Raw genomic sequence first — 20074 nt, forward strand, 5'->3', positions numbered from 1 at the left:
GCTGGCGGTGGCCGTAGGCCGGATACGACAAAAACAAGGAATAAATTTGAGGAGCCTGGTAAAGGCGGCCTGACAAGAACCAATCGGAGAAACTACACTACCAAAAGGGCGCCCTAAGGGGGGTGTTAGGTTAAGTATGCCCTTTGACAGGGGTGGCAAAGGATAAATAAGCCACTTGTCCCAATATAAGGTTAATCTCCCTGTCCTATGCCTTGGAAAACGTCCCTGTCTGGTATGGGCTTTAGCCTCCCAGAGGGTAAAAATGTTGACAACGCAAATAGCTCTGTAACGGGAGAGCTTGACGACTTATTGGAGTAATGGTAAACTATGGTGAACATATCCAACCCCAAATAAATATATTGCAAGCGAAAATATTCTGTAGTATAATAGTAGAAAAACGGGAGGCAGACTTAACCATGCCTGCCTATGTAGTAAAGGATCTTTGTGCCGGCTGCGGAGCCTGTGCTCACGTTTGTCCCTATGAAGCTATAACCGTTGCCGCCAGGCTGGCAACGGTTGACCCTCAGTTATGCCGGGATTGTGAAGAATGCGTTTTTATCTGCCCCAACGGAGCCATCACGGCTGCCTGATGATGAAGTATAAACATATTTTGGGAGGTGTATATAGATGCCCATTTACGACTTCCAGTGCAACAGTTGCGGCCACAAATTTACCCTGCTGGTGGGGATTGATGACCGGGACAAGGTTACCTGTCCCCAGTGCCAGAGCCGGGATGTACGCCAGCTGATTACCGGCTGTGCCGTTCGCATAAAGGGCGGCAGTTGCGGTGGCGGGCAAAGCAGTTCTGGTTCTGCCGGCGGCTGAGGGATTTAATCTAAAGGGCTGGTAGCCCTTCTTAATCTATTAACCAAGGATAGGAGTGAAATTTTATGGCCCTGGAATTAAATGAAAGCAATTTTGACAGCGAAGTTTTACAATCCACCCAGCCGGTACTGGTGGATTTCTGGGCGCCCTGGTGCGGTCCCTGCCGCAGTATGGCTCCCATTATTGATGAACTGGCCACCGAATTTGCCGGCCGGGTAAAGGTGGCCAAGGTAAACGTGGATCAAAACCGGGCCCTGGCCGGCCGTTACGGTGTCATGAGCATTCCCACGTTAATTATGTTTAAGGCCGGACAGGTGGTGGGCCAGATGGTCGGCTATACTCCCAAGGGGGTCCTGGCTAAAAAGCTTGAAAGCCTGCTGTAGAACGGATTTTTAAACTCAAAGCCGGAATGGCGGTGGCCTGTCCCGCGGGATGCCTGCCGCAGGATGGATGGTCACCGCCATTTTTCACTGCATTTAATGTAACAATTTTTCCAGTTCCTCCCGGTTGAACCCCACCACCACCCGTTCTCCCACGGTAATGGTGGGCACGGCCAGGCGGCCGGTTTTGCGCACCATTTCACTGCGGGCTATTTCGTCCTCGGCCACGTTCTTTTCCGTGAATTTCACGCCCTTTTGGGAAAGAAACTCTTTCACCGTGCGGCAGTGGGGTCAGGTGGGGGTGGTATACACCGTTACGGGTTCCGTAGTCACTTTAAATACCTCCCGGTGGATAGATTTTTCCCCTGCGGGTAATTCTATTTTTTGATCCTGGGATAAATTATATACGCCGGTGAAGGAGGAATGGCCGTTGGAACTAATCAATGAGGACCGGCTGGGTGTGGCCAAAGGTACTGAAGTGGAAGAGGCAGTAGATAAGGAGTTTCGGGGTGAAACCTGGGAGGTGGGCATCTACCTGGCCATGGCCCGGCAGGCCCAGCGGGAGGGCTACCCCGAGGTGGCGGAAGCACTCAAGTCCATTGCCATGGATGAGGCCTGGCATGCCGCCCATTTTGCCGAGTTAAACGGGAAGATTTCCGAAAGCACCAGGGAAAATCTGCTCAAAATGCTTAAAGGTGAGCAGGAAGCCAACCGGGGCAAAAAGGAAGTGGCCAAACGGGCCAGGGAGTTAAACCTGGACCCGGTGCATGATATTATGGACGAATCGTCCCGGGATGAGGCCAGGCACGCCCGTACTCTGGCCGGCCTGATAGACCGGTATTTTGCTGGTAATAAGGAAGGCCTGGGGTGCTACTGCAGTTAAGTAAAGTCGAGATTTTCTTAAAAGAACCGGCCCCATGCAAAAGGCCGGTTCTTTTTTTCCATTCTGGCAGGAACCCTGTTCGAATATGGCGAACTTAATTGCCCGGAAAGGAGCTACAGTAGTTGGTTGGCACATTAATTAACGCAGCAGCTATTTGTGCAGGTGCGGTGCTCGGTGCCTTACTTAAAAAAGGCATACCGCAGAGAGTGGGTGATACGGTCATACAGGGGCTCGGCCTGGCCGTCATCCTGATTGGTGCCCAGATGGCCCTGCAAACCAAAAACCCGCTTATTGTCATTGGCAGCCTTGCGCTGGGCGGTGTGGTGGGATCAGGTTTGGACATTGAGGGCAGGCTGGAGTCCCTGGGGAAACGCATCGAGGCCAGATTTGGCCGCCCCGGGGAGAGCGGCATGGCTTATGCCTTTGTTACCGCCAGCCTGATTTTTTGCGTTGGTGCTATGGCCGTAATGGGTGCCATCGAGGACGGGCTCACCGGCAACCCCAAAACCCTGATCGCCAAGGCCATGCTGGATGGTATCGCCGCCACTATTTTTGCCTCCACTATGGGCATCGGGGTGCTTTTTTCGGCTGTTCCGGTGCTTATTTACCAGGGCAGCATTACCCTTGCCGCACGATTCGTAGGTGCAGGCTTAAGCCCCTGGGTGGTGGCGGAGCTTACCGCCACCGGTGGCCTACTCATTGTGGCCATTGGGTTGAATTTAATCAAGGCTGCCCGGATTAAAGTGGGAAACCTTTTACCCGCCATTTTTATTGCGGCCATTATCACAGCCGTTATTGAAATGACGAGGCAGTAGTAAGCTGGCATCAAATAGTACTACCGCCAGGTCGGGGATATCAGGGTGACGGTGGTACCGGCACCCACGGCAGTCACACAACCGCCGGAACACGGAATTCCGGCGGCAATACAGGTTGATTGCTGGCGCGCGGAACGCCGGCAAAATTTAGGATCGGGGTCGGTGGTTTTAACCAACCGGCCCCTTTAATTTCTTGGGTTATAGGATACTCCCGAAAAGGAATCAATTCGCTTGCCGTTTCGGCTTAATCTCCAGTTTGAGATCTAAGGCGTCGAGAGCTTTCGCGACAGTGGCAAAATTTCCAATACGGCCCCTTTCCAACCGGGACACTTGAGCCTGGGTTAAACGGGCTTTTCGGGCAAGTGTTCCCTGATTCCAGCCGCGCCGGATTCGCTCGGCGATGATTGCCCTGGCGATCTGGTAGCGCGGTTCGTATTCAAGCATCTCCTTTATGATTTGCGGCTTATTTTCAAGGCGTTTAGCAATTTCGTCAATGGTCACAAATTCAGCCATTCATTTTCCCTCCTGTCGTGTTTGTAGAAATTTGCGAAGAATATTTTCAGCTTTGCGGATTTCAGATTGCGGTACCTTGTTCGATGTTTTGCGGAAGCAATTTGTTAAGAGAAACTTATCACCCAGAACTGAAAAGAAGAGGGTTCTCTCATCGTACCGGGAAAATTTCGTCCGCAGTTCCCATAATTTTTCCGAGCTTTCCCAGATGCGGTGAATATATCTGTCCGGTAAACTAAATCCGAATTCGTTCAGCAGCATGATATCGTGGAGCATTTTTGCCGACACTTTTGGATGGGGGTGATTTAAGATGTAGTGCATGACTTCCTCGGTCATTTACGAGTGACAGGCTTCCGACTGGGCATTGCCGGGGGAGTGCTGGCCGCTACCCGGAACGTGGGAATGGTGCTGGGTATTGCCCTGGGCGGCGCGATACTGACGGCCCGGCAGGCCACCCATTTGGATCTGAGCCGGTCTGGTGCCTTTCTGGCCGGTCTACAGGAAGCTTACCTGACGGCTATGCTTCTTTGGCGCTCTTCATCACCTTCATGCCAGGCCTGCGCCCGGTGTGGGTTTTCCTTGTGGACGCTTGCTCAGTTGTCGCATTTTAACGACACTTCGATTTTCCCGCCCAGAGCTTTCGCGACTTTCTTTAAAAACCGAAGGGAAGGATTGTAGGTTCCGCTTTCTAGCCTGGCGATGGCCGACTGACGGGTGCCGACTCTACGGGCGAGTTCGGCCTGGGTCATTCCCTTTAATTTCCGCTGTTTAATGATGGCCCTGATAAGCTGGTATTCCGGTTCCAGCTCTTCGTAAGCTTGCCGGAAAGCCGGATCTTCCATCAGTTCATTTTTTAAATCGCTCCATTTCATTTGTTATCACCGATCCTTCTTTTGTAGTCTTTCATCCTTGCAATGGCGGTATTCAGCTCTTTAAGCGGCGTTTTCGGGGTCTTCTTGGAAAAGCCGTGCACCATAATCAGGGTGTTACCCTCGATGAAAAACAGCAGTCGGAACGTCTGCCCGCCGAATGGCACGCGCAATTCCCAAAGACCGCCGTCCAGGTGCCTAACATAAGGCATCCCGATCTGCGGGCCGAATTCTTCCAGGAGGTCGATGGCCCGGGCAATTTTCGCCTGTTCTTTCGGCTGCAGCGACACAATAAAATCGGCCGCCGGTTTCCTGCCCGCAGCGCTTTTGTAAAATTCAACTTCCCAGCGCATGGAGCAACCTTCTCTGGTATAACGTATATGTTATAATTGTAAACCGCAAAATCTGTCTTGTCAATGAAATTCGGGGAGGCCTGCCGGATAAGCCTAGCACTCAGGTAACTGAGTGCTGGGTAACCCGTGTCGAGAGGCACGGCTGAGCCTCCTGGTTGTCCATGGCTTCCACCTTTTTGTCTAAATTTGTCGGAATAATTTATAAATAGTGTTAACAGGAAATTCCCTGCCCTCTGAAGGAGGCGTGTCCCCAGGCCGCGGTTTTTGTGGTAGCAAAAGGGGTACATTTCGAGCCTGAAAGTCGTAATTTTGAGCCGAGTTTTTTTAAGAAAAAAATTGTCCCTTGGGGAAGGAAAATGAGCAAAAGTATCAAAATAGGGAAGTAAAGGTTGTTGTACCAAATTTTATCGACATTTTTCGTCATAGTTACTCCAACCGGTGCCTCCAACTTTGTTTAAGGGAGGGTGTAGTTGGTTGTTCATTGAAAAGCTGGTAGCCCAGGGTCGTCCCTTTCTGGCCTACGGCATGTCTCCCGCGGAGACCCTGCGGCAGATTTCGGATGTCAAAGAGCAAGGACGCTTTTTAGAAAATGTGATTGTGATTGAGGCGGAAGGGGAAGAGAAGTTTAAAACAGATGCTTTACCTTTACAGACCTGGGGCAGGTATGATGAGCAAGGGGGTACAAGGAGGAAAAAGAAAATAATTTTTCAAGCTGAAGTAGACCGGGGATTGGGCACGCCTTTTGTCATTGTCAGTGGCGGAAACAAAAGGGCCCCCCAGGGCAGGTATGGTGTGCCGGTTTATCCGGTTTTTCCCAGCCATATACCCCTGCTTGCTGCCAGTGAGAAGGAAGCCCTTAGCTTCTGGCAGGGCCGGCTTAAAAGGACTTTGAGCTTGCCGAGAGTGTTCTCCCAGGATGAGGAAATGCGTCTTGCCGGGTTGTTGAAAAGAGCCGCGGCAGATGTAGCAAAAAAGATGGAGGAAAGCCAAAGCCAGGGTCATGCTTTAGTGGTGTTGGTTTCGCCGCAACCGGAAGGCCCCTACCGTTACGCTGATAAAATGCCGGTAAAAGGCGACCGCGATTACACCCTGGTGGGGGAGAGCGTCCTTAATCCGGGAAAGTATATTGTGGCCCATTTGCCCACCGTGGCCAGGTATTTTTGGGCTTCCAAAATGGAAGAAGGAGCGGAGAAAGGGAAGAGGGAAAGGTGCTCTTTGTGCGGCCGGGAGGGGGAAGCGGTATCTGCATACAGTAAAGCCTGGCCGTTGCTGGCCCCCACGTGGCATCCTCCCATTTCCGAGGAATTAAAAAAAGGCAAAAACATAGACTTAGCTGCTGCCATCGGGGCATTGTGCCGGGAATGTTATTCTTCACTGATTGTCGGCGCCGGTGTTTTCGACGAGCTTTCCACCCGTTTACCCCTATCCTTGACCAGGGAACTTTTTGTACCCGTGGCTTCTGCCGGGGGAAGGGAGGTAGCCAGGAGGTCTAAAAGCCAGCCTCCGGGTATCTGGGGATGTGCTCTCGTTGTTTCCCTTTTTGCTGAACAAGGGGAGGAGCAGGGTGAATTTTTTACTGATGCCTTAAAAACTTTAAGGCTCAAACAGATTCGCCCGGACAGGCAGGATCGGCTTATAACGGCCATAACGGGTTTTGAAGCCGTGTTGCCCGATGAATTTAACTCCGACCAGTACCGTCTTACGCTAATTTACTATTCCGGCAACCCGGCCCAGGGAGATGTGCACCTGAGGGCGGTCATTGAAGATGTGCTCCCTTCAACAGTGAGCAGGCTTTTAGATTACATGCCCCAGGTGGCGGAAGAAGCGGTACATGTGCGACGCCGCCTGGTGGGTGAACGTAACGAGGAACAACGGGATGGACGCTACGACTCCCTGTTTTACCTGCTTACCAGGGCTTACGGGGGATGTTATTTATGGCATGCCCTGCGTTCTGTTCTGCACAGGAGACCCATTGCCTGGGATGCTTTTACTGCCGGGGCCGCCGCCCGGATGAACGGTTGGGCCCGCCTGGGCGATGAAAAGCTCAGTTACTGGAATTTGCGATATGAGGTTATCTTTTACCTGGCGTTCCGCCGTTTTTACAACTTGTACAACAGTTTGCTGCCGGGAGGGGGAAGAAAAGTGGGTGATTGGCGGGAGATGTTGAATAAGGTATCGAGTGTTTCGCCAGCAGAGCTTTCTTTTGATAATGTAGAGGAGCTCGGCTTTGCCGCGGGGTATCTTGTACGACTTTTTGACCGCTGGTACTGGACGAAAACAGGTGGAGACAGGGGTGGTAAGAATTTCGTAAAACACAGAATAATGGCTTTTGGTTCCAGCCTGACTCCGGAAATGATCTGGAAGAAAGGGTTGAGTCGTTTCCAGGAATATGCCCTGAAGCTGGACATGGGGTTACCGGATGATTTCCGCCGCCGGGCGGGTGTGGTGGAAAGCGAGTACCGGCGCTTAAAGGAACAGGTCATGGCCCATAAAGACGATTTCATAGGAGCCTTCTGGAGCGGCTATGCGCTGGCTTTTCCAGCAAAGCAATCCGATTAAAAATTACTGGGGAGTGAGAGAAAATGACGGTGGCCACCGGAGAAATTTTATTTGTTAAGTCCGTTAAAGACGGCATTCCAAACAGGGACCCGCTTAACGACAGCGATGCCCGGCGCATCTTTGGAGAGGAAGACGGGCGCATATCCCTTTCCGATGTGAGCATAAAAAGGGATGTGCGTGACTATGTCCTGGCCAAATATCCGGATGGCGGTCCCGATAAACGCTACTTCGTCTGGTGCAGGGGAGAGCGTACTCCCGAGGGGAAACTGTATGATAGGGATAAACTGGCAGAACTCATTTTAGAACGGGCGGTGCGTAAAAATGAAACGGACGAAGAACAAGCCTTGTTGAAATCATCTTTTGACATGCGGGTCTTCGGTGCTGTGTTCAGCGTGAAGAACAAAAGTTTCCACAAAACAGGACCGGTTCAATTCGGCTGGGCCCACTCCCTGCATCCCGTGGAGACGAAATATGTCCAGGGTACCGTGGTCATGCCCAGCGGCGAACAGGCCGGGCAGGGTACCATCTGGACCACTTATATTCTTCCCTTTGCCGTCTTTGCCATGCCGGGAGTAATCAATGCTACCATTGCTCAAGAGAACAAAATGAGTGAAGCCGACGTGGAGTTATTGCTGGAGGGATTGTGGAAAGGCACCCTTTACCGCCAGGCCCGGGGCAGGGGATTGCAGCAGCCCTTGCTTTTAGTTCATGTGGAATACAATGATCCCTTCTTCCGCATCGGTTACCTGGAAGATTACATAACCCTGGAGCCGGGTAGGGAAGCATGGCTGGGTGCTAGCCCCCCAACGCAGCTGCCCGATGTAACCCTGGACGTCAGGGAACTGGCAAAAATAACCGGTTCGGACGGCCCCTTTGCCTCCCAGATTAAGAGGGTTCGCTGGTGGAAAAACCCGGAGTTAAGATTACTAGGCGAGCTTTCCGGCAGCGAGGAAAAGATGTGGTAGGCGCGTCTTGGAAGGGGGTGCCGCAGCATTGACCGATTACCTGAAAGTATTGATCTTTTCCTTACGGGCTAAAATCGCACATTTCCGGCAACCCGATACCATCATCACCCAGGCGACCTATCCTTTTCCACCCCGGCCAACCATGCACGGGCTTTTAGCTTCGGTTTTGGGGATTGACTTTTCCACAAGGGAAGGAAAGGCCTTTCTCAATGACCCGCATTTTATAGGCCTGTCCCTCCTTTCACCTGTACGCACCGTATGTGTGCAGATGTCATTGCTGGGCAAAGGCTTTGTCAGCGGAGAGGGGGATTTTTTTAACCGCCCCACCGTGGTGGAGATGGTGGTTGAGCCCCGCTACCGCGTTTACTATGCCGGTAAATGGGTAGAAGAATTATCCGAAAAAATACGTGCCAACAAAAGCGTTTACCACACCTATTTGGGCAGCGCCTACTGCCTTACGTTTCCCGAATACGAGGATACAGTAGAAGCCAGGTTGTTGCAACCTGTGCCCGAAGATCCAATCCCTGTGCATACCGTGGTACCACGGGAGCTGGCGGCCCACATAGCTCTGGAGGCGGGAGCTGCCTATGCCGCGGCAAGGGCCATGCCCTATCAACATTGCGGCGGAAGAATCTTCGAGAGAACCGTTACGGTGCTTTACGAGGAAAAGGGTGAAACTTTAAAGGTTCGTTTCAAGGAGAAGCCGCCATTTCCCTACCTTGCCGTAGAACTGCCGGGGGGAGAAGTTGCGTGTCTGTGGTGAAGGCTTATCCCTTATCCGAGTGTATCGCCCGTCCTAAGGGACCTGGGGGAGAAGATTATCCGCTGGTCGATCACCTGCTGGCCGTAGCTAATGGTATGGGCAATCCTCAAGAAGACATTTATGACCGTTTACGTTTCCTGGCCGGGCTTTTACATGATGCGGGAAAAAGCCGTTACAACTGGCAGGAGTATATTCGCGGGCGCGGTAAAGGAGTTCCCCACGCCTTTGCCGGGGCCATGCTTTTCGCCGTGTGTTTGGACGAACTCATAAAGAAGTGGGACTTAAAGCTAAAGGAAAAACAGGCCCTCCTCCATCTGGGGTTGGGCCTCGTCCACTTCCTTTACGAGCACCACGGTGAGATACCCGATATCAATGATTGTTACCCACCCTGGACAGGAGGTTTTGTACCTTCTGATTTAAAAGAGTGTGATTTGGAAGGTATATTTACCCTGGTGAGAAAATATTTCCCGGAGCTGGATGAAAAAGGCATTTCATTTACCGCCCTTGACGAGAGATTGCAAGAAATTAATTTACGCTGGAAGAACTGGTTTCAGAATGCATGGCGCCATGTAGACAGATTGCTGGAAAGCGGCAACCGCTATGCCGTAGGTGCGCGGTTGTGCCTTCAGCGGGAAAATGCCCGTTTAATTGCCGCCGACCGCTTCCATGCCGCAGGCGTCCGGGTTGATGAACTGCCGGAAGAATATATCTCACCCGGCCTGGCCCGCCAGGTGCAAGCCAGGATAGAACAATTTTGCTCCGCCCGGAAGCAAGTTTTAACAGCGGCCGGGGCAGACCGGTTGTTGCTGGGTGCGAGGGAAAAATGGCGGAGAAAGGCGGTAGAGGCATTTGCCCGGGAATGGGGTAATGGTGTGTTTACCCTGGAACTGCCCACGGGATATGGGAAGACCCTCACCTCTTTGAGCATAGCCCTGAAGGCCATCGAATTGGGGTTGTGCAGGCGCATCGTTTATGTAGCGCCATATATCTCCATTCTCTCCCAGGCGGCAACGGAAATCCAGGGTTCCACGGGTTTAAATGTGATGACCCATCACCATATTTCTACACTGCAAAGGCTAATGGAAGAAGAGCGGGACGAAGATGTGCTTCTGGAATCGTGGCGGGCTCCTGTGGTGGCCACCACGTTCAACCAGCTGTTCCGCGCCCTTTTCCCCTCCCGGGCCCAGCATACCTTGAGGCTTCACGGTTTAAAAGACTCCTTTGTTATTGTGGATGAACCTCAAATTATCAGTGCCGGCGTCTGGAACCTCTTTTTAGCCCTGATGGAGGCAACTACCGCGGAACTGAACACCAAAGTTCTCCTCACTACTGCCACCCTCCCGGAGCTGGAAGGGGGTATTTTCAATTCGGCTGTATCCCTCGGAAAAGCCGAAGTTGTGATTGCCCGCTTCTCCGTAGAAGTCCGGGGTGAGGGGGATGAAGAGTACCTGGCCCGGGAGGCTGTAGAAGCCTACAAGGATTATGGGTCGGTAGCGGTAATCTGCAATACCGTTAAGGATGCGGCGGAGGTTTACCGGTGGTTAATAAAATTAGTCCCTGGCGAAACTGTTTATTTTCTTTCCGGCAGGCTTACCCCCCTGCATAAAAAGGCGCGCATCGAGGAGATCAGGCAGGCGTTGAAAAATGGTTCCAGGGCCCTGGTGGTTTGTACCCAGGTGCTAGAAGCGGGAGTGGATTTAAGCTTTCGCGTCGTGTTTCGAGCCCTGCCGGTTATACCCTCTGTAGTACAGGCGGCCGGGAGGTGCAACCGTCACGGGGAAGGGGAAACCGGGCGTTTATACGTGCTGAACTTATTGCGGGGAGGGGAAACTGACACACGTAATTATGTCTACCGGGACCCGGATCAAAGGGAAGTTACAGATAAGTGTTTGACAAACTATCCTGTTTTTTCGGAATATGAGGCATCGCAGGTGGTGCGGGAATTTTACCGTGAGTGTTTTCGCCGCAACACCCATCAGGCCGTCCTGGAGAAAATCCTGGAGGCTGCCTCGGGCTATTACTCTGCTCCCGCAAATGTGCATCCATTCGGTCCCGAGGTTCCCGGGTACGGCATCTTTGTACCCAGGTGGTGGGGTGAACCACCAGAGATAATTAAGACTGCTTTGCGGAAATTCCATATTTCCCGTCCTGATGAAATCTGGGAGTTGTATGCAGGCAAAGATTTTCTAAGGTCGTTAAGCTTTATGGAGAGAAAAGCTTTCATGGGGTTGATGAACCACTTTGTCGTCCAGGTCCCCGCAGAAGTGGCTCAAGAAATCGGTGAGCCTGCTTCCAACAGGTCATTGTTGCGTTTGAGATATGATTCCCGCTACCGGGATGACACGGGCCTTTCGGTGGTGGATATGAAAGATGAGCACGAAGCCTGGTTTATCTGAGCGGTCTGGAGAAATTGGCGTAAGCGGAACGCTGGTTTGGTACTACTACATCTGTCCCCGACAGGTGTGGTTGATTGCCCACCAGCTTACACCGGATGCGGAGGACGATAACCTGGCCATTGGGCGTTTTATCGGGGAAATGTCTTATGCCAGGGAAAAAAAAGAACTGGCCGTAGGATCCAGCAAAATGGATGTTTACCACATAGCCAACGGTGAACTGGTGGTGGGGGAAGTCAAGAAGAGTTCCAAATACCGCCACAGCGCCCGCATGCAGCTGGCCTTTTATTTGAAAGAATTACATAGCCGGGGCATACCGGCACGGGGAGAGTTGCGCTTTCCAAAAGAGAAAAAACGGGAGGATGTGGTTTTAGATGAAGAAACTTTAGAAGAACTGGAAAGGGTGGAGCGGGAGATCCTGCGCATTGTGTACCTTCCACAACCACCACCACCGTCAAAAAACCGTTACTGCAAAAAGTGTGCTTATGCCGAGTTTTGCTGGTCTTAGAGAGTACTATTGATTTTTCCGTCAGGGTGGATGGTGCATGAAGAAAACCTTTTACATTTTTTCCAGCGGGGATTTTCGCCGGAAAGATAATACCCTTTACTTTGAGACCGAGCAAGGGGAAAGACGATTTATTCCCGTTGAGGATACGGCCGAGATCATGGTCTTTGGTGAAGTAGCAATAAATAAAAGATTTTTGGAATTCCTATCTCAGAAAGAGATTGTGCTGCACTACTTCAACCATCATGGATACTACATGGGGAGTTTCTACCCGCGGGAACACCTGAACTCAGGTTATATGACTTTAAAGCAGGCCGAGCACTATCTGGACCAGGAAAAGCGCCTGACCATTGCCCGGTTGCTGGTAGAAGGTGCAGCCAAAAATATTCTGCGCGTGCTGAAATATTACAGCGCCCGGGGGAAGCAGGTTGAGGAGCAAATTGAGTCCATACAAAAACTGCTGCCGGCAGTTGGTGAGTGCCATGAGACCGCAGCTCTCATGGCCATAGAAGGGAATATGCGGGAGCACTACTACCGGGCCTTTGATGAAATCATTGGCCTTCCGGATTTCATTTTTGAAGCACGCAGCCGAAGACCGCCGAAAAATTATTTAAATACCCTGATTAGTTTTGGCAATTCACTTCTTTATACGATCTGTTTATCGGAAATTTACCGCACCCATCTAGATCCTCGTATTGGTTATTTACATACTACAAACTTCAGGCGTTTTACCCTGAACCTTGACCTGGCGGAAATTTTTAAGCCGGTAATTGTGGACCGGGTCATTTTCACCCTTTTAGGGCGGAAAATGATTACAGCAGACGACTTTGAGCGCGGCACCGAAGGTATTTTAATGAAGGACAAAGCGAAACGCTCCTTCGTGGAGCAACTGGAAGAAAAGCTAAAAACCACCATCAGCCACCGGGAAATAGGCAGGCCGGTTTCTTACCGCAGGTTGATTCGCCTGGAATTGTACAAGCTGGAAAAGCATCTCATGGGCGAGAAAAAGTATGAGCCTTTTGTAGCTACATGGTGATAAGCATTTAGCTTTTTCACCACTGGTATGGGGGCCACGTGACTTCAATAGCCATTTTTCGCCCCGAAATGTTTTGGGGCTGAATGGTGCATGGTGTTAGAATGGTGGTGTGCAACATTGTTCATCATTCTAGTCTATGATGTTAACGTGAAGAGAGTAAGCAAAGTCCTTAAAACATGCCGCAAATACTTGCATTGGGTGCAAAACTCTGTCCTGGAAGGAGAAATTTCCGAGGCAAACCTGAAAAAGCTGAGAATGGAATTAAACCGTCTTATCGACAAAGAGGAAGATTCGGTAATCATTTATAACCTGAGAACCACAAGATACTCTACCAGGGAAATTTTGGGACTAAAAAAGGGAGGGGAAGAACAAATAATTTAGGCATAGACGGCTCTTTTTTTTGTCGTCGACCTTCGATAGAGTAAAAAACCTGGGAGGTCGACGACAAATTTTTTCACGGAACGCCCGGAATACCCTTGATCTGGAGCATGAAAGTAGTAAAATAATAGCTAGCGAAGGGCAAATAAAAATTGCCCAACTTTTGCGGCATCCAAGTGGTTCGGAGCCTACCTATGAGGGATTGAAATATGCGCTCGATGAGCTTCTGCCAGCCCTCTTTGTTTGTTCGGAGCCTACCTATGAGGGATTGAAATAAGAAGGCTACGACCTGATTTATCGGCCTCCCCGTGGTTCGGAGCCTACCTATGAGGGATTGAAATTCAACTTGCGGCACTCCAGTCCCTCTTCCTCGGTTATGTTCGGAGCCTACCTATGAGGGATTGAAATACCCCTACTCTGCAGCGCACTTCCAGGGGGTATCTCCGTTCGGAGCCTACCTATGAGGGATTGAAATTCAAGTTCGATTCACCCGTACTGTGCTCCCCCGAAGGTTCGGAGCCTACCTATGAGGGATTGAAATTCAGGTACTTCGTCAGGAAACTGGAATTCGACCCGAGTTCGGAGCCTACCTATGAGGGATTGAAATAAGCCGCCCGGCAGGCGGCAAAGCGAAGGCCCCTTGCGTTCGGAGCCTACCTATGAGGGATTGAAATCCTTGCTACTCACTATCGCAGCGGCTGGGCTTTGTAGTTCGGAGCCTACCTATGAGGGATTGAAATTGTGTGTCCACACGCGCATACTGCGCGGCAAGTTTCGTTCGGAGCCTACCTATGAGGGATTGAAATCCAACACCAGTTTAGCACGTGGTGATTGAGTATGCAAGGTTCGGAGCCTACCTATGAGGGATTGAAATCGGGTAGAAATTGAGGAAGATACTTTGCTAAAGGAGTTCGGAGCCTACCTATGAGGGATTGAAATACTTCCAGCACTACCGTTGTTCTAGCCATCAACGAGTTCGGAGCCTACCTATGAGGGATTGAAATGTCTCAGTGTAAAAAGCCTGGCGTGCTTCCTTATAGGTTCGGAGCCTACCTATGAGGGATTGAAATCCGATCCAGTAGCTTTTTGCAGTTAGTCCGTTGCCGGTTCGGAGCCTACCTATGAGGGATTGAAATAGAGTTTAGCCGACATGAATGCGGTGGCTGCTTCGGTTCGGAGCCTACCTATGAGGGATTGAAATTAAGGATTAGAGAGTATAGACCGGGTTCGTTAATCAAGTTCGGAGCCTACCTATGAGGGATTGAAATCGGCCTACCTGCATTTTGTCGAATGTTACCACGTTTGCGTTCGGAGCCTACCTATGAGGGATTGAAATTCAAACTTGTTTAGAAACTCATTCTTGCCGCTATAAGTTCGGAGCCTACCTATGAGGGATTGAAATGTATTTTATCGCCTCCCGCTCGGCGTTCCAGGTGCGTTCGGAGCCTACCTATGAGGGATTGAAATACCCTCACCTGATACTCCCACCAGACTGCCTCCTTCCGTTCGGAGCCTACCTATGAGGGATTGAAATGTTGTATCAATCCATTCAACAAAACTGCTTTCAGTCGTTCGGAGCCTACCTATGAGGGATTGAAATTCGCCTCCCGCTCCAACAACCACAGCAAGGCTTTACGTTCGGAGCCTACCTATGAGGGATTGAAATATAGGTAAAAATCACAATCTGTACGCCTACTGCCGGGAGGTTCGGAGCCTACCTATGAGGGATTGAAATCTACAACGGCTGGGGCTTCGTGTTCGACATGGACTAGTTCGGAGCCTACCTATGAGGGATTGAAATATAACTGCCCGGGATTTAGCTGCCCCCGTCGTATCAGTTCGGAGCCTACCTATGAGGGATTGAAATTGCGGCATTACCTGACGGGTGACGTGGCCGCGCTGAGTTCGGAGCCTACCTATGAGGGATTGAAATAGCGCCCCCGCCTCCTGGCTGCGGGCCGGGGCGACCGTTCGGAGCCTACCTATGAGGGATTGAAATGCCGGTGACTCCCTTGATGATGCCGTGCGCCTTCTCAGTTCGGAGCCTACCTATGAGGGATTGAAATCTCCACCGGTAACGGGTTTTTTACAGAGGGCGATCCAGTTCGGAGCCTACCTATGAGGGATTGAAATCCGCTGCATCGGCAGGGAACACGGGTTCAACTGCAGGAAGTTCGGAGCCTACCTATGAGGGATTGAAATTTACGTAGGGATTGTCTTTGCTCTTCTGTATGCGGAGTTCGGAGCCTACCTATGAGGGATTGAAATTGATGCAAGGGATAGCAGGCATTGCGATGCTAGGTGCGTTCGGAGCCTACCTATGAGGGATTGAAATAAATTAACATGGCTAAGTTCGTGGTCAATTTGACCAGTTCGGAGCCTACCTATGAGGGATTGAAATGACAAATACCGCAAGACCCGGAAAATTCAGGCTTCGAGTTCGGAGCCTACCTATGAGGGATTGAAATTAGCTTTCTTTTCTTCCCTCTCCGCCCGCCGGATGAGTTCGGAGCCTACCTATGAGGGATTGAAATTGATTCCTGCCGATAAGACATTTGCAAACCGCATTCTTCGTTCGGAGCCTACCTATGAGGGATTGAAATCCTGAAGACGCAGGTAAACAAACTCCTGGTGCAGACGTTCGGAGCCTACCTATGAGGGATTGAAATTCGAATCAACTGTCCTGGAGTCATTTCCATCGCCTGTTCGGAGCCTACCTATGAGGGATTGAAATCAAGTTTTTGCGCCGCATTGAGTACCGCCGCGTACGTTCGGAGCCTACCTATGAGGGATTGAAATATCTGATACAGGCAGGCAGTGTGCGATTTGCCTTTTCGTTCGGAGCCTACCTATGAGGGATTGAAATCTGGAGGACAAGATTAACTCCCGCTTCAAACTAGCACGTTCGGAGCCTACCTATGAGGGATTGAAATTTGTTTGGCGGTAGGAGCTTTTCTTATCAGATATTCGTTCGGAGCCTACCTATGAGGGATTGAAATAACATACCAGCAATCACCTCTCTTGCGACATCTGCCGTTCGGAGCCTACCTATGAGGGATTGAAATTTGGAGGGGACAAACGGCACCTGTGGGAAGTCAAGAAGTTCGGAGCCTACCTATGAGGGATTGAAATCTGGGCTACGTCGCGGCTGAGGCCGCCGTTGACGCGTTCGGAGCCTACCTATGAGGGATTGAAATTCGGCGATTTCTCCGGCCTGTCTCAACTGTTCTTCTGTTCGGAGCCTACCTATGAGGGATTGAAATCTTTGAGAAAGAATATATGTTTCCCGAGCAGTGGAAGTTCGGAGCCTACCTATGAGGGATTGAAATTCAGATAACAGTACCGGCGGGCGACCAGGGCACAGACGTTCGGAGACTACCTATGAGGGATTGAAATCCTCAAGGACCTGGCCGGCCGGGAGGACTACAAGCCGTTTGGAGCCTACCTATGAGGGATTGAAATCTGATGACCTCGTCGTAGGCCTCGCCGTTCCGGTACCGTTCGGAGCCTACCTATGAGGGATTGAAATTCCTCACGCCCCTAATATCAACACTACCATCATTCCGTTCGGAGCCTACCTATGAGGGATTGAAATTCCGCTACTTCGTGGGCGTGGATTATGGTACCAATAAGTTCGGAGCCTACCTATGAGGGATTGAAATACGGCATTCTTGCCGCCGAGTGGATGCGGCGGCATTACGTTCGGAGCCTACCTATGAGGGATTGAAACAACCATGCGGAATATGCTTCAGCCTGAAGGGAGGTCAGTTCGGAGCCTACCTATGAGGGATTGAAACATGTTAACTTTGGAGTAAATGTAAGCGTAAAATAAACCCCACCTTGCAATCAGGTGGGGACATAATCTGGCTTATTTATTAACCCTGCACACAGGGGGCAGCGAATCGGACCAGGGGAGTAACTGATCCAGGGCGTTACTGTCTTTAGGGTCCAGGTTGGGAAGTTTTTCAAAACCACGTCAAAAAGCAAAAAGAACTCGACGATAACTCGCCCACCAAAAACGACCGGAAAGACGCCCTGATCATCGCCACTTTAACCTGGGAAGGACGCTTTTTCCACTGCTATCTACCCAAAGGGATCTGGGCGGAACTCCGGGGGTACACCCAAAACCGCCACCAGCAAAAGGCCAAACTAAACGCCGCCCAGAACAACCTGGTGGCGATCCTGGACGAGCGCTTTCCCGAATATCCGCAGGTTTTTAAGAACCTTCTAGGGAAAGCCTCCCTGTACATCCTGACCCACCGGCCCTTCCCGGCCGACCTAAAACAGCTCACGACAGAAGAGCTGACCGCTGAACTTAAGGCAGCCAGCGGCGGGAAAGTGGGTCAAAAACGGGCCGTTCTTTTACTGGCTGCCGCCAATGAATCCATCGGCGTGCCGGAAGGTTTAGATGCTGCCCGTCTGCGCCTGACCCAGTGCCTGGAAGAAATCTTCTTCTGGCAAAAGCAATTGCTCCAAACCGAAGCGGCCATGGAAAAGGCCCTGGCCAAAACCGGCTTAGCCGAGTACCTTTTAAGCATCCCCGGGATCGGAGTCGTCACTGCCGCCAGCTTCTTAGGGGAAGTGGGGGATTTCACCCGGTACGAAGACTGGCGCCAGATCCGCAAACTGGCCGGTTACAACCTGACCATCAACCAATCCGGGGATTCCAAAAAAGGGGTTACAAAGATCTCCAAGCGGGGCCGGGCGGGGTTGCGGAGCATCCTCTACCAGGCTGCCCTGGTCCTGGTGGCCAAAAACCCTCAGTTTAAAGCGCTCTACCGTTACCTGGTGACCCGGCCGCAAAACCCGCTGAAAAGCAAGCAGGCCCTGGTAGTGATCGCCTGCAAACTCCTCCGGGTAATGTTCACCTTAGCTAAAGAAAAACGCCTGTACGACCCGGAGAAGGTTTTGGGTAGCTACCGCCGGCAGCAACTGGCGGCCTAGAAGGCTTGTGGATATGCCGCTCGTGTGGACTTGCGGGAGGCCTCCTGCCACTTAAGAGGAGCCTGGAGGTTTAGGCATGGTTTATCTTCCGCCTGTCCACAGGGTCCACACTCGCTTGGACAAAGCTAAAGCGTTGCCCACATATCCACAAGCCCGACGGCGTAAAGGAATCATCATGAGGCAAAAATCTTGGGTGGGGGAAACCGAAAAAACTTCCATTAGGGCATGACCCTGCTTCTGAGTAACGGTGCCCCACCCGCCCCCATTATGCTGAACGAAGGAATGTAAGGGCTTTTGACCCCGGGAGACATGATAGGGTAAGCAGGGGGCGAGCAGGTGGGTTAGACCACCCAAGATAAATTTTTTAAAAATGGCAGATAGAGTGAGCTTTTTAGAGCATCAATGAAAAATATTGAGATAGGAAGATTATCCCTTAAACTTGGGTATTATGCCAAGGTGGGTTGTGTTTGACGCTTACGAGTAAATCCTAAAGCGGAGATGGAGTTCGGAGCCTACCTATGAGGGATTGAAACAACCATGCGGAATATGCTTCAGCCTGAAGGGAGGTCAGTTCGGAGCCTACCTATGAGGGATTGAAACCCGTTAACCAGGTAAATCTTCCCGCTGCCGTCCTCGTTCGGAGCCTACCTATGAGGGATTGAAACTCGTTTTACACCGCCGGTGTCCTCCCAGTAGACTGGTTCGGAGCCTACCTATGAGGGATTGAAACGGATATTCCTTCCAATCCTTTACCGCCTGTAAAATAATGTTCGGAGCCTACCTATGAGGGATTGAAACGCTTCACCTACTTGGAATACAGAACCAGCCATTTAGTTCGGAGCCTACTTATGAGGGATTGAAACGTACTCCAGTCAACTGCTGTATCCTCTCCCAAGACCGTTCGGAGCCTACCTATGAGGGATTGAAACCAGCACCACCTAACAGTAAGTTATGCTACTACCGCAGTTCGGAGCCTACCTATGAGGGATTGAAACTGCGTACTATTTAGCCCCCTAATCCGGTTGGAGAATCTGTGTTAAGGTTGTACAATCAGGTTAGGGGGGTTGAACACCCATGAAACGTTACAGCGACGAATTCAAAGAGCAAATCCTTGAGGAGTGCAGCCAAGTAGGGAATATCGCTCTGGTTGCTAGACGCCACAACATTTCTAAAAGCACCATCCACAGCTGGATAAAGGCGCATCGGAAGAACGGTTCCGTTAAGCCCCTCCCCAAGGTCCTGGACAAGCGGATCAACGAACTTGAGAAGAGGCTTGAAGAAGTCAGCACCGAGAACGAGCGACTCAAACGGCTGGTGGCAGAGAAAGAACTTGAGTTGGCCATTCTTAGGGACCTCAGGAACAGGGTAAACCCTCGGTAGCCGACAAAGTCGTCATAGCAAATAAGTGGATTAACAAGGGTTACAGCACAAGCCGGGTCCTCGGCTTTGTCGGCTTGGCTCCATCCACCTACTACGAGTTCATGTCCAGACAGACCCGGCGTCAGAACGATGCTAACAAAGAACAGCTGCCGCTTGCAGCAACTCCGAAGCGTTGCGGAAGGCCCATACCGGCATATTCCTTTACTCATGACGGCAGAAAGGTGTCCGACGAACAGATCAAGGAGTGGCTGTGCGAACTGGTCTGTGGCGATGGTTTTCCCTATGGGTATCGAAAGCTCACAGTTTCCCTGATAGAAGAATATGGTCTCGTTGTTGATTGTCAATAGAATTGACCCACTTTGTGCAAATAAAATTGACCCACTGGAGAACAAAAATAACCAGCATTGATCCCCCCTGATGAGACGAAAATTTTGCCTGGCTCGCTTCGCTCGGCCTTGACAGGAACCGGCAGCAGCCGGTGCAGGAATACACGGGCGAGGCGACGGCGATGGGGAG

18 protein-coding genes, 1 pseudogene and 2 CRISPR repeat arrays are annotated in these 20074 nt (G+C 51.1%); of the genes and pseudogenes, 14 read left to right on the forward strand and 5 right to left on the reverse strand.

Annotation, left to right across the window (positions count from 1 at the left end; genetic code table 11):
* The first annotated feature begins 416 nt into the window (after nt 1–416).
* The 3 genes from D7024_RS06925 to trxA all read left to right on the forward strand — a co-directional run bounded on the left by D7024_RS06925 (nt 417) and on the right by trxA (nt 1208).
* Nucleotides 417–590 carry a ferredoxin family protein gene (locus D7024_RS06925; protein ID WP_121451128.1) on the forward strand — a complete coding sequence of 58 codons (174 nt, stop codon included), beginning with the start codon at nt 417–419 and terminating at the stop codon, nt 588–590.
* A gap of 37 nt (nt 591–627) precedes the next feature.
* Entirely contained in the window at nt 628–825 is a 198-nt protein-coding gene (locus D7024_RS06930; RefSeq protein WP_121451129.1) for an FmdB family zinc ribbon protein, read from the forward strand.
* A gap of 65 nt (nt 826–890) precedes the next feature.
* The gene (gene trxA, locus D7024_RS06935) at nt 891–1208 is read left to right on the forward strand and encodes a thioredoxin (protein WP_121451130.1); all 318 of its coding nucleotides are present in this window, start codon (nt 891–893) and stop codon (nt 1206–1208) included.
* Nucleotides 1209–1301: 93 nt separating this feature from the next.
* Here the strand turns inward: trxA and D7024_RS06940 are convergent, their stop codons facing one another.
* Nucleotides 1302–1538 (reverse strand): glutaredoxin family protein, encoded by a 237-nt coding sequence (locus tag D7024_RS06940; RefSeq protein WP_121452499.1) that lies wholly within the window; start codon nt 1536–1538, stop codon nt 1302–1304.
* A gap of 97 nt (nt 1539–1635) precedes the next feature.
* Here D7024_RS06940 and D7024_RS06945 point away from each other — a divergent pair, with 97 nt between their 5' ends.
* On the forward strand, nt 1636–2088 hold the full coding sequence (locus D7024_RS06945; RefSeq protein ID WP_121451131.1) for a ferritin-like domain-containing protein: 453 nt from the start codon (nt 1636–1638) through the stop codon (nt 2086–2088).
* A gap of 122 nt (nt 2089–2210) precedes the next feature.
* On the forward strand, nt 2211–2903 hold the full coding sequence (locus D7024_RS06950; protein ID WP_121451132.1) for a DUF554 domain-containing protein: 693 nt from the start codon (nt 2211–2213) through the stop codon (nt 2901–2903).
* Nucleotides 2904–3125: 222 nt separating this feature from the next.
* Here D7024_RS06950 and D7024_RS06955 read toward each other — a convergent pair whose 3' ends face one another.
* The 4 genes from D7024_RS06955 to D7024_RS06970 all read right to left on the reverse strand — a co-directional run bounded on the left by D7024_RS06955 (nt 3126) and on the right by D7024_RS06970 (nt 4635).
* The gene (locus D7024_RS06955; protein WP_121451133.1) at nt 3126–3416 is read right to left on the reverse strand and encodes a helix-turn-helix domain-containing protein; all 291 of its coding nucleotides are present in this window, start codon (nt 3414–3416) and stop codon (nt 3126–3128) included.
* On the reverse strand, nt 3417–3749 hold the full coding sequence (locus D7024_RS06960) for a type II toxin-antitoxin system RelE/ParE family toxin (protein ID WP_121451134.1): 333 nt from the start codon (nt 3747–3749) through the stop codon (nt 3417–3419).
* A 257-nt stretch (nt 3750–4006) separates the two neighbouring features.
* Nucleotides 4007–4285, reverse strand: a complete 279-nt coding sequence (locus D7024_RS06965; RefSeq protein WP_013823069.1) for a helix-turn-helix domain-containing protein — start codon at nt 4283–4285, stop codon at nt 4007–4009.
* Entirely contained in the window at nt 4282–4635 is a 354-nt protein-coding gene (locus D7024_RS06970) for a type II toxin-antitoxin system RelE/ParE family toxin (protein ID WP_121451135.1), read from the reverse strand. The genes D7024_RS06965 and D7024_RS06970 overlap by 4 nt, the downstream gene beginning before the upstream one ends.
* Nucleotides 4636–5109: 474 nt before the next feature.
* Between D7024_RS06970 and D7024_RS06975 the strand changes: the two genes are divergently transcribed.
* The 9 genes and pseudogenes from D7024_RS06975 to D7024_RS15650 all read left to right on the forward strand — a co-directional run bounded on the left by D7024_RS06975 (nt 5110) and on the right by D7024_RS15650 (nt 19558).
* Nucleotides 5110–7194: a TM1802 family CRISPR-associated protein gene (locus tag D7024_RS06975; protein ID WP_121451136.1), complete on the forward strand. Its 2085-nt coding sequence runs from the start codon at nt 5110–5112 to the stop codon at nt 7192–7194.
* A 23-nt stretch (nt 7195–7217) separates the two neighbouring features.
* Nucleotides 7218–8159, forward strand: coding sequence for a CRISPR-associated protein (locus D7024_RS06980; protein WP_121451137.1), 942 nt, complete (start codon nt 7218–7220; stop codon nt 8157–8159).
* Between the two features lie 28 nt (nt 8160–8187).
* On the forward strand, nt 8188–8922 hold the full coding sequence (cas5, locus tag D7024_RS06985) for a CRISPR-associated protein Cas5 (protein WP_165859302.1): 735 nt from the start codon (nt 8188–8190) through the stop codon (nt 8920–8922).
* Nucleotides 8910–11318, forward strand: coding sequence for a CRISPR-associated helicase Cas3' (cas3, locus tag D7024_RS06990; RefSeq protein WP_121451139.1), 2409 nt, complete (start codon nt 8910–8912; stop codon nt 11316–11318). The genes cas5 and cas3 overlap by 13 nt, the downstream gene beginning before the upstream one ends.
* The gene (cas4, locus tag D7024_RS06995; RefSeq protein WP_072871462.1) at nt 11293–11823 is read left to right on the forward strand and encodes a CRISPR-associated protein Cas4; all 531 of its coding nucleotides are present in this window, start codon (nt 11293–11295) and stop codon (nt 11821–11823) included. The genes cas3 and cas4 overlap by 26 nt, the downstream gene beginning before the upstream one ends.
* A 37-nt stretch (nt 11824–11860) precedes the next feature.
* Nucleotides 11861–12856, forward strand: coding sequence for a type I-B CRISPR-associated endonuclease Cas1b (cas1b, locus tag D7024_RS07000; RefSeq protein ID WP_072871464.1), 996 nt, complete (start codon nt 11861–11863; stop codon nt 12854–12856).
* Between the two features lie 117 nt (nt 12857–12973).
* A complete protein-coding gene (gene cas2, locus D7024_RS07005; RefSeq protein ID WP_121451140.1) occupies nt 12974–13237 on the forward strand; it encodes a CRISPR-associated endonuclease Cas2 in 264 nt (87 codons plus the stop codon).
* 176 nt (nt 13238–13413) lie between these two features.
* A CRISPR array of direct repeats spans nt 13414–17031; the repeat unit is 30 nt; unit sequence GTTCGGAGCCTACCTATGAGGGATTGAAAT.
* Nucleotides 17032–17218: 187 nt separating this feature from the next.
* Nucleotides 17219–18178 (forward strand): annotated as a pseudogene (locus D7024_RS07010) (IS110 family RNA-guided transposase); the annotation flags it as partial.
* 503 nt (nt 18179–18681) lie between these two features.
* Nucleotides 18682–19173: a CRISPR direct-repeat array (repeat unit 30 nt; unit sequence GTTCGGAGCCTACCTATGAGGGATTGAAAC).
* A 79-nt stretch (nt 19174–19252) separates the two neighbouring features.
* Entirely contained in the window at nt 19253–19558 is a 306-nt protein-coding gene (locus D7024_RS15650) for a transposase (protein ID WP_121451142.1), read from the forward strand.
* Nucleotides 19559–20074: the final 516 nt, after the last annotated feature.

The sequence above is a fragment of the Desulfofundulus salinus genome (assembly GCF_003627965.1).
Classification (GTDB): Bacteria; Bacillota; Desulfotomaculia; order Desulfotomaculales; family Desulfovirgulaceae; genus Desulfofundulus; species Desulfofundulus salinus.

Bases quoted from the DNA above. Each gene is read 5' to 3' on its own strand.
- D7024_RS06925 (WP_121451128.1), top strand. From the start codon at position 417: ATGCCTGCCTATGTAGTAAAGGATCTTTGTGCCGGCTGCGGAGCCTGT.
- D7024_RS06980 (WP_121451137.1), top strand. From the start codon at position 7,218: ATGACGGTGGCCACCGGAGAAATTTTATTTGTTAAGTCCGTTAAAGAC.
- D7024_RS06970 (WP_121451135.1), bottom strand. From the start codon at position 4,635: ATGCGCTGGGAAGTTGAATTTTACAAAAGCGCTGCGGGCAGGAAACCG.
- trxA (WP_121451130.1), top strand. From the start codon at position 891: ATGGCCCTGGAATTAAATGAAAGCAATTTTGACAGCGAAGTTTTACAA.
- D7024_RS15650 (WP_121451142.1), top strand. From the start codon at position 19,253: ATGAAACGTTACAGCGACGAATTCAAAGAGCAAATCCTTGAGGAGTGC.
- cas4 (WP_072871462.1), top strand. From the start codon at position 11,293: ATGAGCACGAAGCCTGGTTTATCTGAGCGGTCTGGAGAAATTGGCGTA.
- D7024_RS06965 (WP_013823069.1), bottom strand. From the start codon at position 4,285: ATGAAATGGAGCGATTTAAAAAATGAACTGATGGAAGATCCGGCTTTC.
- D7024_RS06930 (WP_121451129.1), top strand. From the start codon at position 628: ATGCCCATTTACGACTTCCAGTGCAACAGTTGCGGCCACAAATTTACC.
- D7024_RS06960 (WP_121451134.1), bottom strand. From the start codon at position 3,749: ATGACCGAGGAAGTCATGCACTACATCTTAAATCACCCCCATCCAAAA.
- D7024_RS06955 (WP_121451133.1), bottom strand. From the start codon at position 3,416: ATGGCTGAATTTGTGACCATTGACGAAATTGCTAAACGCCTTGAAAAT.
- cas1b (WP_072871464.1), top strand. From the start codon at position 11,861: ATGAAGAAAACCTTTTACATTTTTTCCAGCGGGGATTTTCGCCGGAAA.